Here is a 15188-nt window from a genome sequence, read left to right on the forward strand (position 1 = left end):
TTACTCCAACCCGGATTGCGCCTTCGTCAGCAGCTTGCCGCCCTGGAATGCCAATACCGCATTGGCCCCCGTATCGCCAACCCCTTTGTAGTTATAAACCACCATATTTTCTGCTTCGCTCAAGGCTTCTCCCTCACCGCCCAGGATGTCGATTACTTCGTCAAACGTCATGCCCACTTCAATTTTCTCGTACTGTGCAAACGTAATAACTACGCTATCGCCCCTGCCTGCGGAACCGTTATTGCCTGGTCCGGCAGATGAGCTGCCTCCGCCCTGGCTTGCAGCAGCGACGCTTGCGCTCAGCTCATCCAGCTTTTTTTTCAGATCCGTAATTGTAATGTTCTGTTCTTCCAGCTTGCCGGACTGTTCCTCCAGCTTTTTCTCCAACGCGGCTACGCGGTCCTCCTGCCAGGAAGCATCGCCGCCGGATGCAGCATTCGTTTCTGTCTTGCTTCCGCATGCCGACAATACGGATAACAGCATCATAAGCGAAGTTCCGCCAAGCAGCAGCTTTCTAGCGTATTTCATAGTCCCAGGGCCCCCTATATTCATGTCTGCTTCCATTCTTCCGTCCAATACAACAACCTCAAGCGGAACACCAACGCCAACCCTCGACCATCGTCTCATGTCCTATAAGGCATAGTACTCACATGCTAACCAGTGTATCATAGCAGAAAACTTCTGTAACTGAGACTTTGGCTCTGGGCCCATCCGCTTAATCGGATAAACAAAAATCCCCTATATTCGCCAAACTGCGAGCCATGCCTGCATCAGACAAATGACAACGCCGTTCCCGAACAGGGGATACTCGCAATAATGTGCAACTGATAAACGGAGTGACTCCGCGCCTTGATCGAACAATCAAACAAGGCGGGACGATCTCCGCTTCGTTTTACTCCGGTTTATCTGCCAACGTTACGCTCACCTTTTCCACTTTTCCATCGCGGTAGAACGTCACTTCCAGTGTATCGCCGATTTTCTTTTTGTCGTACAAGTATTTCCGCAGATCCAGCGTAGAGGTAATCGGTTGCCCGTCAAATTCCGTAATGACGTCGTTCAGCTTCAGGCCGGCTTCGGCAGCCGGACCGGATGCCTCCAGCACCACCACCCCGCTGTCTACATGCGAAGGCAGCTTCAAATCCTTGCGCTGCTCATCGTCGAGCGGAGCGTACGGGTTGCTAAGATCAACGGTGTACACGCCCAGATATGGACGCGTTACCTTGCCGTGCAGCAGGAGGGCATCCACCGTTTTCATCACTTCATTCATCGGGATCGCAAAACCAAGCCCCTCTACGCCCGTATCCGAAATTTTCATCGTATTGATGCCGACGACCTTGCCGTTCAGGTCCACCAGCGCACCGCCGCTGTTCCCTTCATTGATCGCTGCATCCGTCTGAATGACGTTTTGCTCCCAATCGTACACGCCATCCTGGTTGATCGACACCGGCAGAATGCGATCCGTGTAACTGACGATGCCGGAGGTCAACGTACCTCCCAGTCCGAGCGGATTACCGATGGCCAGCACCGTTTGCCCGCGCTGCAGCTTGCTCGAATCGCCGATCTCGGCAGCCGGGCCAAGCCCTTCCGCATCCGCAGACAGCACGGCAATATCGCTCACCCTATCCTGACCGACCAGTTTGGCTTTGTGCGTTTCGCCATCTACCGTCACAATTTCCAAGTCGCTGGAACCTTCAATAACGTGATGGTTGGTCATGATGAAGGCTTTGCCGTCTTCCTTCTTGAAGATAACACCGGAACCGAGCGCGGACTCCTCCATCGACAGACTGCTGCCCGTTTTGTGATTGACGATGCTGACGACGGAAGGACGGACCTTCGCAGCCGCCTGGATAATCCGGTCATACGGATCGGCTGCTTGCGCCGCTTGAACCGAGCCTCCGCTTCCGCTGCCAATGACGTTGGACAACGGGACTGCTGTCGGCTGCGAAATGAAGCTGTAAAGCATCACCGTCACGACCGAGCTAATCACCGAACTGATGACAGCCACTTTGACGGTCGAACCGAATCCGGAGCGGGAACGCGATCTGCGCGGGTTCTGCCAGCGATCGCGCCCACCGGGGCGGAGAATCTGAAGCTTGCCTTTCTGTACAGGCTCGGCGCGTCTTGATACCTTGGTTGAATAAAAGTCGTCTCCAAACAATCCCATCGTGATCCTCTCCCCTTCGTTGTCACGCATCAAGACCTTGACTGCCGCCTGCCCTAATGTTCGTCGCGAACATGAACCGTCGCGCATCCCCGCATCGTTCACGCAAGCGACGGACAAAATTTCCGATCACTATTCCTTAAGCATGCTGCATCCATCATATTGGCGCTTGCCCGTTTTGCTACTTCATGCTCATTTTCGGAAATCTTTCATATCGTTACATTTTCGAAGGCAGCGGATGCCATCGACTATGTATAACAACATCGCTTCCATCCCGGTTCGCCATGCTGTTTGCAGCCTGATATTTATGCATAAAGCTTCTCGATTCCACACGAACTTATGGCCTTTAATCCAGCCCTCTATATACTAAACACGAAATATTCCAAAAAGTTGCATAATCATGAAGATGATCGTAAATTCTCTGCATTTTTTCTGTCTTCCGCACCCTGCGGCTAATTAGTCACACTATCTATCACCACAAAAACAGCCCTGCTAACCGCCTATTTCCGGCGTAAATAAAATAATTTCCAGTCCTGCCGAGCCGTCCCTTTCAGCATACACGCCATTCCAGCCAATTTGTAGAGGGAAAAAGAGGAATGTTTTCCACGTCCTCTGACTACAATAATAGTAAAAGATATTCGAAGCTTCATAGAAGGAGGGTTAACGTTGAATCGCACACGCACACTCACAGCTATGGAAGAGGTTCATATGGCATCCAAACTGGCCGACCTGAAGGAAGAGCATTATCGCAACACGCTTGCGCTCAGTACGATGATCGAACTGCTGGTGGACAAAGGCATACTCACCCGCGAAGAGGTGGAACGCAAGGCTGCCGAACTCGACAGCTTTATGGCTGACCCACCCTATCCCATGGCGTAGGTCGGTCGTAATACGTGTCGCACAGCCTGAACTCATGGTCCTTATAAAAGCAACCGCGGCTCTCCATGGCATCGCGCACCGACATTCTGGCCAAATCGATCATATTATGGTCCAAGCTAAGGTGCGCCAGATAGGTGCGCTTGAGGCGCCCGTTCATCAGCTCGCTGAGCGCCGCTCCTGCCGCCTCGTTCGAGAGGTGCCCGATATCGCTCAGAATGCGACGCTTCGTATTCCACGGATAACGTCCCATGCGCAGCAGCTCCACGTCGTGATTCGCCTCCAGAACGAGCACATCCGAATCTGCAATCGCGTCGCGCACCTTATCGCTCATATAGCCGAGGTCGGTCGCCACCGCCAGCTTCTCGCTGCCGTCATCGAACGTATAGCCGACCGGCTCTGCGGCATCATGGGAGATGCCGAACGATTCGACGCGCAAGGAACCGAAATCCTTGTTCTCCCCCGTCTCGAAAATACGCCGGTTTTCCTCCGGAATGGCTCCGACCGATTTCTCCAGCGCTTTCCACGTGTTCGTGTTCGCATAGATTGGTAAATTATATTTGCGGGAGATCGCGCCTAGTCCTTTAATATGATCCGAATGTTCGTGCGTGACCAAAATTCCGTCCAGCTCCGCTCCCGAAATCTCCCGTTCCAGAAACAGCGCCTCCAGCCGCTTCGCACTGAGCCCAGCATCGATCATCAACGAGGTTCCCCCATGCTGGATGACTGTTGCATTTCCCGTCGAACCGCTGGACAACACGGTAAAATATATCCCCATAACGCATTACTCCTCTAGTTTGTCTGTCTTGGGACTGAATACATCCCCGCTGATACCCTGCACGTACAGAATCTCGCCGCTTTCCAGCACGAACCGCCATGCCGGCATCGCCACTTGCATATCCGAGTTGAATAACTGACCATAATATCCCAATTGAATATCCTTCACGATGGCATCATTGGGCAAAAAGTTCTCGATCAGCGTTCCCAGCGCCTTCGACGCCGGGAGCACCTGCTGCTCGCTGTCCTCCGTTGTCGTGATCCGCACCGGCGTCTGACGGTAGCCCGTAATTTTCTGATCGCTGTAGAACAGCTCCAGGCTGACGTTGAAGAGCGGCCATTTCCCGTCCACCAACGGATGAAGAACGAAGGCCCCATCTTCGGCCATCAGTTGATCAAGTCGATAACTGCCGATTTGTGCAATTTCATCTTTTAGCGCATTTTCCAACTCGCCCTGTGCAAAGATCAGCTTGCTGTCGATCGGTTGATCGAGATTGACTTCAAGGCCCGCCTTATCCTCTTCAATGAACTCATAGGACAGTTTCGGCAGCTTCGGCGTTTCACTCGGGATGGGGGCAAGCACTTGAATGCCCTTTTCCTCCATCGCCAGCTGGGTATTGTCCGCCAGGGAGGTGAAGTCCAGATTGGCTCCGGCCGTCTCCCGGGCATCCACCCAGATCTGATAACCAAGCACCAGGTTAAGCAGCAAAAAGGCGTAGATCAACACATTTTTCGCGCGTCCCCAATCCAACAACCTCACCTCCGCTATGACATGATTCAAAAGAAAACCGTTACACTAGGCCATTCCTATGACACCGTGGTCTCTTCTCCGTTCGTGAAACGGATGACCCATACGGGGATCAGCTTCAAGCCATCCTCCGTCGCAGACGGGCGGTATGCCGGATATACGTCCTCTACCTGACGAGTGGAGCCGGTCACCTTTTCGATCAGTGCCTTCAGCTTGTCCCCTCCCGAGAGCTTGACCGCCTTTTTGGTCTCCGAGCCTTCGTTCAGGTACTCCAGCGAACGTTCATAACTCGACACCGTTTCCTGCTGCATTTCCATGCTGATCGTACCGAAACGGAATTGCGCCAGATCGAGAATCGGAAAACTGCCGTAGTACTGCTGGAATTGGAGACTGGTCCGGTTATCGCTGGATTCGATCATCATGCGGGACCTGCCCTTCCACCCGCCATGCTGGTTGACGAAATCCACCGCAGACAGCGCATCCTTGGCCGGGTCGCTCTGACCCGCCGGCGGTGCCGCAGGATCGGTATACGTCATCCAGCGCTGCTCCTGTTTGATTTGCAGACTGCGCTTGCTGTCCGTATAAATCTCCGATCCGTCCTTTTCCCGAATGTTTCGGGTCATGCTTGGATCGAAGAACAGGCTGCGCTGCATCTGCTCGACCGTGAATTGGCCTGTCGGCACCTCGGCTTCGATCGTTTCCAGCGCCGCCCTTGGAATGTAATATCCGCCTTCCATCAACGTATACGGCGTCCAATTGCTGCCGAAATCCACATGCTGCTGCACGTCCTGCACGGTCAGGTCGGCCTGTGCAGCTTCGTATACCACATCGCCTTTGGCACTAAAGAACAGCGCATGCACCTTGGAGTCGTTTTTGGCCGTATAAATGGAAATCCGGTTGATCGTCTCTCCCTGGAACAGCGAGTCCGTGCCAAGCCGCATTACCCGCTGCAGCAATTGCACGGGAATGCCTTCTTTGAAAGACAGCTCAAAGCCTTGATTCTCCTTGCGAATCTTCTCCCAATTGACGGATTGCACGTTTCGGCGCTGGAAATCCTCAAACGTCCGGCCCTGAATCCGCGAATAGATCAACTGATAAAAGGTATTGCCCGGATAGAACACGGTATGTTTATCCCCACCCAAATGAATAATCATCTGATCGGGGAAGATCAATTCCTCAATATTGCGCTCCTGGCCCATATTCTCGGTTTTGACATAGTTTGTCTCGGAGGTGACTACCGAATCGCCGCCGCCAGGCAGACGATAAATCAGGAAATAGCTCTGCACGAGGCTCGCAGCTACCAGCGAAGCAAGCACGAGTGACTTAATGCGTTCCTTCACTGTGCTCACCTCCTTCGCTCCGCATCGGCAGCTTAAACGTAACCGTTGTGCCGACGTCCAGCTCCGATTCGAGCGAGATGCTGCCGTCATGCGCTTTTACGATTTCCCGGGCAATGGACAGCCCGAGCCCTGTGCCGCCCATGCTGCGGGATCTGGCCTTGTCTACCCGGTAAAACCGCTCAAAAATGCGGTCCAGGTCCCGCTGCGGAATACCCACCCCGGTATCGCTCACCGAAACGGCCAGCGTATTCCCGCCTTCGCGCCTTGCCGAAATCGTAATCGTGCCGCCCTCCAGCGTGTATTTCAGCGCATTGGACACCACGTTGTCCAGCACCTGGTCAATCTGGTCGCGATCCAGCGGAACAAGCGGCATCCCGTTTTCCACCGACAACACGGACTGAATATCCTTCTGATGCATCTGGAAGGAGAAACGGTCCGTCACTTCCTCCAGCATTTCCAGCACATCGGTCGGCTGTTTGCGGAGTCGCGCCTCTTTGGAATCGAGCCGCGACAGATGCAGCAAATCGGTAACCAGCCGAATCATACGCTCCGTCTCGTTTTGGATGACGCCCACGAAACGGCCCGCCAGCTGCGGATCTTCCAGTGCGCCGTCATCAAGCGCTTCGGCATAACTCTTGATGGTTGTGAGCGGCGTGCGCAGCTCATGGGAGACGTTGGCGACGAACTCCCTCCGCGACGCTTCCAGTTCTTCTTGCTCCGTGACGTCCTGCAGCACGGCAATCGTCCCTGTAATGCCCAGGTCGCGCCGATGCACAGGCGTGAATGTCATGCGGATGACGACAGGCTCCTCCTGCCCGGCTGGCGCAATCTGCAGCAACGTCGATCCGGTGAATCCGCTCGCCAGCGCCTCGGCATCCTCCGGATCTATGCCGAGCAGCACGGCAAAATGCCTGCCCTCGATATCCGCAGGACGCATGCCCAGAATGCTGCTGGCGCGGCGGTTCACCAGTATGACTTTGCCATATTCATCGGTTGCCACCACGCCGTCGCTCATATTGGTCAGAATCGAAGTCAGCTTTTCCTTCTCTTCTTCGTTCTGGGAGAGAGCGTCGCGCAGCCTGCTCGTCATATAGTTAAAGGCCCGGCTGAGCTGTCCGATCTCATCCGTGCCGAATACGGGCGTCTGCTGGTCGAAGTTGCCTTCGGCCACCGCCGTGGCCCGCCGCGTGACTTCTTTGATTGGCTGGGTGATCGTATGCGACAGGATCACGCCAAGCACTGCCGTTAGCACCAGGGCGATCAGAATGCCCGAAATGAAAATTTTGTTGATGCCTTCCATGGTGGCGTACAACTCGCTCATCGAAGCGGCGATGTACACTGCGCCGATAATTTTGCCGCCGGACATGACCGGCTTGGCGACGACTTTTTTGCGCACATTATCTTCGTCGACAATGTACTCTTCATTATCCCGAATGCCTTGCAAGGCACGACTAACTACGGTCTGCGTGTTTTTCCGCCCCACGTAATCGGAATGGGAGCTTAAAGAGGTCGTCAGCACCTTCCCGCTGGCATCGAGAACCTGAATCTCCGCACCGTTGATATTGAACAGATTGTTCACCAACACGCGCAGGTTTTCCGTACGGTCTTCACCAGCCTCCGGGTCGCCGCCAGCCAGCGTTTCGCCCACCAGCACAGACAACATTTCAGCCCGGGCCTGCAAATCCTCCGTAAAATTGCTCGTTAACGAATTCTTCATCGCGCTGACGAAATAAACCCCGATCAATTGCATCGCAATCAGGATTAGCAGCACATAGATAATAATCAGCTTGGCTTGAATCGTGCGAAAGAATGAAAACTTCAAGAAGCGGCTCATTACAGACCTACGCTTTTGGGGCTGCGCACCAGATAACCGAGACCGCGCCGGGTCAAGATCGTTTCCGGCTTGCTCGGATTCTCCTCAATCTTCTCGCGCAGGCGGCGAATCGTCACGTCGACGGTCCGCACATCCCCGAAGTATTCGTAACCCCATACTGCCTGCAGCAGATGTTCGCGCGTCATCACCTTGCCCGAATTTTTCGCCATATAATAGAGAAGCTCATACTCGCGATGAGTCAGGTCGAGCGGTTCGCCTCCTTTGTACGCTGTATACATGTCCATATCGAACGCCAGGTCGAACAAACGCAGCACTTGCTTCTCATCATCCTCTGGTGCCTCCGTTGACGCTGCAGCGATGACCGGCTTCTGCCGCCTGCGCATCTGTGCCTTTACCCGGGCAAGCAGCTCGCGCGTACTGAACGGTTTCGTGACGTAATCATCCGCGCCCAGCTCCAGCCCGAGTACCTTGTCGATCTCGCCATCCTTGGCGGTCAGCATGATAATGGGCATCTCCAAATGAGCGCGAACTTCACGGCATACGTCCATGCCGTCTTTGCCCGGCAGCATCAAATCCAGCAGCATCAGGTCCGGCTTCTCGGATAGCGCCAGCTCAACCGCACGAATGCCGTCAAAGGCACAGATGACCTCATACCCTTCTTTCTCCAGATTAAACTTCAGAATGTCCGCGATAGGCTGCTCGTCGTCAACCACCAGAATCTTTCCCTGCATCTGCTGTATTCACCCCTATATCCTGCATGATCCGCCGCAGCGGTCTATTTCTCTTTTCTATATAAGCAACGCTTCGCTTCTCCAGATTGGTTCTGCCTCTCCGTTAGCGTGTAAAAATTGAGTTCAGCCTATATGCATGCTCATTCTCTATATAACGCACAAACGATGCTGCTATTTCCCGGTGGCGAAGCTTGTCTCCCCAATTCGGGAAATCACACATGTTTGTCCTACATTGGATGGATTATAATCAATAGTTTAACATACCTTGAGCGGCGTAACATCCCGAACCGGCGTCTCAATACTCAGAAATTGAAAGTTTTTTACATATTGATGATCATCGCAAAAAGGCCAGCCTAAGCTGACCCATAGATATAGCGGTTCGCACAGCAGCATTCGCAGCCACCACAATCCGCCTTATATTCAGTTCTAATTCAAATAAGTGAGCGGGTTCTCCACCGTTCCGTTGTTATGGATCTCAAAATGAAGATGGGTTCCGGTAGAGCGTCCCGTATTGCCCATAACGCCGATGCTTTCGCCTTTTTCGACGACTTGTCCTACCTTGACGCCGATGCTGTCCAGATGACCGTATAACGTTTCGTATCCGTTGCGATGGTTGATGATGATCACATTGCCATAACCGGTCTTCTGGCCTGCAAACGTCACTACGCCTTCGTCGGACGCCTTCACGTCCCGATTGCCGACCAGGTCGATGCCTTTATGCTGGCGGCCCCAGCGTTGTCCGTAGCTGCTGGATATGGAAGCGCTCGATACCGGCCAGGCAAACGCGCCAGTCCCTTCGCCCACGACCTTGGTTCCTTTCAGAACCACTTCCGTTACGGCAGCCTTCACGACTTCCTGACCCAGCCATTCTTCCTTAACGACCTCGCCATTCTCTTTGGTGACGCGGTACTGCATGTTTTTCAGGCCGCTCTGCCCCGGGCGGACCACTTTGGTCGTGCCAGCTTTCAGATCGGCGCTTTTGCGCACCTCGACTTGTGGTTTAATCTCGATTTGTTCCACGATCTGTTCGACCGACTTGACGGTCACGGCCGGTTTCGGCACCGTCAGCGTCAGTTTATCGCCGATTTGCATCGACGTTTCCTTGATTCCGGGATTGTTCTTGCGAATCTCCGCCTGCGTAATCTCGAATCTCGCTGCGATGGAGGAAATCGTGTCTCCTTCCTGCACAACGTAAGTTACCGGCGAGTCCTTGCCTACGGTCAAAGCCTTGACCGCTTCGGACACGTCCCAAATTTTGTTGGGGTCGGCTTTTACGGCGTCGGTGGAAACCTCCTCCTGGATGTCGACCGACTTCAGCGTGGTGCTGGGTCCATCTGCCTTGGAGGAAGAATTCGCCGATACCGACTTCGTCTTGAGCGGGCTGCTCACGGCCGCTGCCGATATGTATTTGCTCTGCACCTGTTCGAGTACCTTGTTCGCCGTTTCCTCGTCTTTCACGATGCCGATGACTTCACCGTCCACCTTGATTTCGACGCCTTTGGCGTAAGCTGTCAGCATATCGCTCAACTTATCCAACGTACCCTGACTGTCCACTTGAGGCTTGTAGGATTTCGCCGTTTCCGTCGTAATGCCTTCGGTATTCAGGACCATCTCTGCGTCCGGATATTTATTTTGGTATTCCTGCGTTTTGTCTGCGAATAGTTGTTGCAATTGTGCCTCGTCCGAGATGCTTCCGACAGGATTGCCTTTAACCAATACGTTGTAATACGTAAGCGTGTTGGCCGCTATGTATTGCTTGGCTGCGAATCCGATCGAAGCTGCGATGAATATCCCGCATGATGCGGCGATGATCCATTTGCGCGAGGTCCAGGCGCGCGCTTTCGTTACACTGAAGTTGGACATGCTCATGCTGTTCTTGTCTTCGGCCTTCGGGTGTTTTCCGGATGGTTCGTGTTTCCGGATTTTTTTGCCCGGTTGGCTTATGCCTTTGAAACCTTTCATGATTCTCTCCTTTTCAGCACTTCTAAAACCGCATTCTGTAAAGACATTACCCATCGTGTCTGTCTTATGCCTGTCAATGGTTATATTGGGTGTCCGCAAAAATCAGGACTTTAGCTGCGTTTGTAAAAGTGTCAAAATTTTAACCTTTCATCACACCCGTTTACTTTAACACAGGTTTTACAGGCATTTCAACTACAGCGATCACGGCGCAAATGTGCGCTCCCAGGCCGTTTTCCTTATTTATGCATAATGTGGAAGACCATCGCCGTCTGTGGCAATGCATTTTTTCCAAACTGGATTCACCCAAAAGCAAAGCCATTAGGAGTAGGTTCTAAGACCCAGTTTAACATCTTGATGATGCGCATTCACACCTTGTCTGGCTTGGGATTTCACCTTCTATGAAAGAGCCGACCATCCTGTACGGCCGACCTCATCATAGCGGAATTTTGATCCGTTCATCCGATGGCGTCCCAAGTTTTAGCGAATGTTCCAATGTAGTTTTGATCGTCCGGCAACCACGTATACAGTGAATTATTTTCCAGCAGAGAATGCCTGCGATGAATCGGCCACAGGATCTCAAAGATGTAATTGCGCTAATTCCCTCCCAGCTCCCGAGAGCCAAAAAAGCCACCGGGAAGGGGATAATCCCGTTCCGATGGCTTCTATTACATGTCCTGACCAGCATGCGTACATAAGTCTCTATTCCGGCCCTAGGCCTTGAAAATACCTAGCTATTTTAACCTCTTCATTCCGCCTGCAGCACTTCCATTAGGCCGTCGTATTCTTCGCTCGTTAAATACTTGGAAATGACCTGCTCAATCTCTCGCAATTCTTCTTCCGTCAATCCGCCCTCCATGGCGCTCGATATTTGCTGCATCTCCTGTTGCGGCAGCTTGTTCATGAGCAGACTGAAGATCTTCTCTTTCTCCGCCTGCGGCAAGCTGTCTTTTTTGTTCGTAATATCGTCCGGTGATACAACGACCGCTCCGGTCTCTGCGGAGGCTTTGCCTTCCTCCGTTCCATTGGACGCGTCTGTGGTACCAGCGGTTCCATTGGACGTCCCTGCTGTACCAGCGCCAGCATTTGCACCGGTTTCCGATCCTGTTTCGGAATTGGCTCCTAGATCCGATTTTTCATTTAAGTTGCCCTGGCCTGAATCCGGGTTGCCCTGCGATGCATCCTGCGAGGCTTTTTCCTCACTCTTCGTGCTCCCGTCACCTTCGTTCCCCATCACTGAAATGGCACCCTCGGGCACCTTCTCCTCCTCGGCACCGACGGGTTTATCGGTCGGTTCCGATTCAGGCTCACTCTTCTTTTCGTTGGTTTTGCTCCCGCCCAGAGCACCCTGAAACATGGAGGTTAATCCAAGCGATGACCCTTCCCATTCAATATTGAAGCTTGCCAGCAGCGATTTTACGTACGATTGCACTATCAGTCCGGTTGTCAGCAGCGTCAATGAGCTGACCAGCACAACCGTGAGCAGCATTTTTACAAACCATTGCAGCAGTTTCATTTCTCTTCACTCCCTCCGATGATCCGTCCTCCAGCCTGTCCGGGTGACGGTTAAGCCAAATCCGCTGTTAACCAGTATTGACGGAAAATCGGGGTTTCATATCAGATCAAATGCGAAAAAGCCCCAAGCGACGCCGGATAGGCAGTACTTGGGGCTTACTTATTTATAATGATGGATCAGACGTAGATCGGCATAACCTGATTCGTCTGTTCACGGTTACGGCCTACCGAGAAGATGGCAATCGGAATGCCTGTCAGCTCGGATACGCGTTTGATGTAGTTTTGCGTGTTCACTGGCAGATCTTCCAGCTTTTTCGCTCCCGTGATATCTTCACTCCAGCCTGGCAGCTCCTCGTAAACCGCTTCGCACTCCGCCAGCATTTTCAAGCTAGCCGGATAATGAGTGATGATCTCGCCTTTGTATTTGTATCCGGTACAGATTTTCACGGTTTCCAATCCTGTCATCACGTCCAGCGAGTTCAGGGACAGGCCTGTGATACCGCTCACGCGACGCGCGTGACGAACAACGACGCTGTCGAACCAGCCAACGCGGCGAGGACGTCCGGTAACCGTACCGTACTCATGACCCGTTTCGCGGATCTGGTCGCCAACAGCATCAAACAGTTCCGTTGGGAATGGACCATCGCCTACGCGTGTTGTATAAGCCTTAGCCACGCCGATGACCTGCTGAATGCGTGCCGGGCCAACGCCGGAACCGATACATACGCCGCCTGCGGATGGGTTCGAAGACGTTACGAACGGGTAGGTACCTTGGTCGATGTCGAGCATAACGCCTTGCGCGCCTTCAAACAGCACCTTTTTGTTCTCGTCGATGAACTCGTTCAGGACGACGGAAGTATCGCGCACGTATGGACGAAGAACCTCGGCATACTCCAGGTAATCCTTCAGGATTTGCTCTACATCCACCGGCTCGCCATCGTATACTTGCTCAATGACGCGGTTTTTCTCCTGCACCAGATGGCGCAGCTTCAGTTCGAACTCTTCGGCATCCATCAGGTCAGCCATGCGGATTCCGATACGAGCTGCTTTGTCCATGTAACAAGGACCGATCCCTTTGCCTGTCGTACCGATTTTGTTCGGTCCTTTACGCTCTTCTTCCAGCGCATCCAGTACCATGTGATATGGCAGAATGATATGTGCCCGGTCGCTGATCGTCAGGTTTTTCGTTGTAAAGCCATTGTCATGAATATAATTAATCTCTTCAATAAGTGCCTTCGGGTTAATGACCATGCCGTTGCCGATGACGCAAGCTTTGTCAGTGTTGAAAATCCCCGATGGAATCATCGTCAGCTTATATTTTTTGTTATCGATCAAAATCGTATGGCCGGCATTGTTACCTCCTTGGTAACGAGCGACCACGTCCGCGCTTTCCGCGAGATAATCCGTGATTTTGCCTTTTCCTTCGTCTCCCCATTGCGTTCCCACTACAACTACCGTTGACATGTGCATTCCTCCGTGGGTGCCTTGCGCACCTTTTATTGATCTGTCCGTCCTCTATCTCGGCAGGCAAATGAATGTGAAAACACCGGCGGAGAAGCGTGCTAACGGACAGTGAAAACTCCTTCGTTACATTGGAAGGAAGGTTTTCGCTGCTTTAACGCAGCAGTAATAGTGTACCAGTCCCCATTTTCAAAGTCAAATCAATAAACGAACTAATCATATATTTTTCGTTGTTAATGTTCGGAAATACACCTAAGTTGCGGCTAAATGTATCCATTATTGTTCCAAAAGCACGCAAAGAAAACCGGCTATGCCTGCGCCCTGGAAGCAGGATGGCATGCCGATTTCTTATGGCAACACGGAATTGCGCAAAACGGCGCAACTCCATCATTGCATATAATGCTTTGCGCATCAGAGGTCTGAACTACATCGCGAATGCATCGTTATGCGCCCGCTCGTAGTTGACGAATTTGTTGAACTGCTTCAGGAAGACCAACTCTACCGTACCTACCGGACCGTTACGCTGTTTGGCGATAATGATCTCGATAATGTTCTTCTTCTCGGTCTCCTGGTTGTAATAATCATCCCGGTACAAAAACGCCACGATATCGGCATCCTGCTCGATCGAACCCGATTCCCGCAAGTCACTCATCATTGGGCGCTTGTCCTGCCGCTGCTCCACGCCCCGGCTGAGCTGGGACAACGCGATAACCGGAACTTCAAGCTCACGGCCGATCTGCTTCAGCGTACGGGAAATCTCGGAGACCTCCTGCTGGCGGTTCTCCCCTGCTTTGCCGCGGCCGCTGATGAGCTGCAGGTAATCGATCAGGATCATGCCAAGCCCCTTCTCTTTTTTGAGACGGCGGCATTTGGCACGAATGTCGGCTACCGTGATCCCGGGTGTATCGTCAATATAGACTTCCGCTTCCGACAATGCAGCAATGCCCATCGTCAGCTTCTGCCAGTCCTCGTCGCCCTTGAAATCCCCGTTACGCATGACACCCGCATCCAGGTTCGCCTCAGCGCAGATCATCCGCTGCACAAGCTGTGCCGCCGACATCTCCAGACTGAAGATGGCTACCGTCTCCTGCGCACGAATGGCCACGTTCTGGGCGATATTCAGCGCAAAGGCGGTTTTACCTACGGAAGGACGTGCCGCTACAATGATCAAGTCACTGCGCTGAAAACCTGCGGTCATCTTGTCCAAATCGATAAATCCGGACGGAATGCCTGTTGTTGTTCCCCTGTTCTGATGCAGCGTCTCGACACGGTCGAACACTTCCATCAGAACATCGCGGATGGCAATAAAGCCGCTGCTGGAGCGACGATTGGAAATTTCCAGGATGCGCCGCTCGGCTTCCCCGAGCATGGCCGATACATCCTCTCCGCCTGCATAACCTTCGCTCACAATCTGCGTGGCGGTACGGATGAGTCGCCGCAGCATCGATTTTTCTTCGATGATCTGGGCGTAATAATCGACATTGGCTGCCGTAGGCACGCCATGGGCCAGCTTCGCAAGATAGCTGACGCCGCCGGCCTCCTCCAGCTCGCCTTTGTCCTTCAAACGCGAAGTCAGCGTGACAAGGTCAATCGGCTGATTTTCCTCGCCAAGCTGAATCATCGTTTCATAGATGAGTTGATGCGGCTTGTCATAGAAATCCTCGGTTTGCACCCGTTCCATCGCTGTAATCAGGGCCTCGCCCTGAAGCAGGATTGCACCCAGCACGGCCTGCTCGGCTTCCAGGTTCTGCGGGGGAATCCGGTCGAATAACATTTCGCCGCCCAT

The 15188-nt window shown here is 53.0% G+C and carries 12 protein-coding genes; 1 reads left to right on the forward strand and 11 read right to left on the reverse strand.

Annotated features, from left to right (window positions below):
- Complete coding sequence (locus RSX24_RS18035; protein WP_236413619.1) at positions 1-528, reverse strand: hypothetical protein; 528 nt, start codon at positions 526-528, stop codon at positions 1-3.
- A 364-nt stretch (positions 529-892) separates the two neighbouring features.
- The gene (locus RSX24_RS18040) at positions 893-2164 is read right to left on the reverse strand and encodes a S1C family serine protease (RefSeq protein ID WP_236413620.1); all 1272 of its coding nucleotides are present in this window, start codon (positions 2162-2164) and stop codon (positions 893-895) included.
- 690 nt (positions 2165-2854) lie between these two features.
- On the opposite strand from RSX24_RS18040, the gene RSX24_RS18045 reads away from it, so the two are divergent.
- Positions 2855-3040 carry a hypothetical protein gene (locus RSX24_RS18045; protein WP_236413759.1) on the forward strand — a complete coding sequence of 62 codons (186 nt, stop codon included), beginning with the start codon at positions 2855-2857 and terminating at the stop codon, positions 3038-3040.
- On the opposite strand, the gene RSX24_RS18050 is transcribed toward RSX24_RS18045, so the two are convergent.
- From RSX24_RS18050 to dnaB, 9 genes are all read right to left on the reverse strand, one after another.
- The gene (locus RSX24_RS18050; protein WP_339275411.1) at positions 3009-3815 is read right to left on the reverse strand and encodes an MBL fold metallo-hydrolase; all 807 of its coding nucleotides are present in this window, start codon (positions 3813-3815) and stop codon (positions 3009-3011) included. The two genes, RSX24_RS18045 and RSX24_RS18050, sit on opposite strands and share 32 nt — an antisense overlap.
- 6 nt (positions 3816-3821) lie before the next feature.
- Positions 3822-4565: a two-component system regulatory protein YycI gene (yycI, locus tag RSX24_RS18055; RefSeq protein ID WP_343261382.1), complete on the reverse strand. Its 744-nt coding sequence runs from the start codon at positions 4563-4565 to the stop codon at positions 3822-3824.
- 56 nt (positions 4566-4621) lie between these two features.
- Positions 4622-5902: a YycH family regulatory protein gene (locus tag RSX24_RS18060; RefSeq protein WP_236413626.1), complete on the reverse strand. Its 1281-nt coding sequence runs from the start codon at positions 5900-5902 to the stop codon at positions 4622-4624.
- Positions 5886-7736 carry a cell wall metabolism sensor histidine kinase WalK gene (gene walK / locus RSX24_RS18065; protein ID WP_236413628.1) on the reverse strand — a complete coding sequence of 617 codons (1851 nt, stop codon included), beginning with the start codon at positions 7734-7736 and terminating at the stop codon, positions 5886-5888. The genes RSX24_RS18060 and walK overlap by 17 nt, the downstream gene beginning before the upstream one ends.
- A complete protein-coding gene (gene yycF, locus RSX24_RS18070) occupies positions 7736-8467 on the reverse strand; it encodes a response regulator YycF (protein ID WP_339275416.1) in 732 nt (243 codons plus the stop codon). Before yycF ends, walK begins: the two co-directional genes overlap by 1 nt.
- Before the next feature lie 426 nt (positions 8468-8893).
- The gene (locus tag RSX24_RS18075) at positions 8894-10429 is read right to left on the reverse strand and encodes a peptidoglycan DD-metalloendopeptidase family protein (RefSeq protein WP_236413632.1); all 1536 of its coding nucleotides are present in this window, start codon (positions 10427-10429) and stop codon (positions 8894-8896) included.
- Positions 10430-11174: 745 nt separating this feature from the next.
- Entirely contained in the window at positions 11175-11942 is a 768-nt protein-coding gene (locus tag RSX24_RS18080; RefSeq protein ID WP_343261383.1) for a hypothetical protein, read from the reverse strand.
- Positions 11943-12118: 176 nt separating this feature from the next.
- Positions 12119-13405 (reverse strand): adenylosuccinate synthase, encoded by a 1287-nt coding sequence (locus tag RSX24_RS18085; protein ID WP_236413636.1) that lies wholly within the window; start codon positions 13403-13405, stop codon positions 12119-12121.
- Positions 13406-13826: 421 nt separating this feature from the next.
- Positions 13827-15188, reverse strand: a complete 1362-nt coding sequence (dnaB, locus tag RSX24_RS18090; protein ID WP_236413638.1) for a replicative DNA helicase — start codon at positions 15186-15188, stop codon at positions 13827-13829.

Origin of the sequence: Paenibacillus hubeiensis, assembly GCF_032334105.1 — a bacterium.
GTDB lineage: Bacteria > Bacillota > Bacilli > Paenibacillales > Paenibacillaceae > Paenibacillus > Paenibacillus hubeiensis.

Bases quoted from the DNA above. Each gene is read 5' to 3' on its own strand.
- RSX24_RS18035 (WP_236413619.1), bottom strand. From the start codon at position 528: ATGAAATACGCTAGAAAGCTGCTGCTTGGCGGAACTTCGCTTATGATG.
- RSX24_RS18040 (WP_236413620.1), bottom strand. From the start codon at position 2,164: ATGGGATTGTTTGGAGACGACTTTTATTCAACCAAGGTATCAAGACGC.
- RSX24_RS18045 (WP_236413759.1), top strand. From the start codon at position 2,855: ATGGAAGAGGTTCATATGGCATCCAAACTGGCCGACCTGAAGGAAGAG.
- RSX24_RS18050 (WP_339275411.1), bottom strand. From the start codon at position 3,815: ATGGGGATATATTTTACCGTGTTGTCCAGCGGTTCGACGGGAAATGCA.
- walK (WP_236413628.1), bottom strand. From the start codon at position 7,736: ATGAGCCGCTTCTTGAAGTTTTCATTCTTTCGCACGATTCAAGCCAAG.
- yycF (WP_339275416.1), bottom strand. From the start codon at position 8,467: ATGCAGGGAAAGATTCTGGTGGTTGACGACGAGCAGCCTATCGCGGAC.
- RSX24_RS18075 (WP_236413632.1), bottom strand. From the start codon at position 10,429: ATGAAAGGTTTCAAAGGCATAAGCCAACCGGGCAAAAAAATCCGGAAA.
- RSX24_RS18080 (WP_343261383.1), bottom strand. From the start codon at position 11,942: ATGAAACTGCTGCAATGGTTTGTAAAAATGCTGCTCACGGTTGTGCTG.
- RSX24_RS18085 (WP_236413636.1), bottom strand. From the start codon at position 13,405: ATGTCAACGGTAGTTGTAGTGGGAACGCAATGGGGAGACGAAGGAAAA.
- dnaB (WP_236413638.1), bottom strand. From the start codon at position 15,188: ATGGGCGGCGAAATGTTATTCGACCGGATTCCCCCGCAGAACCTGGAA.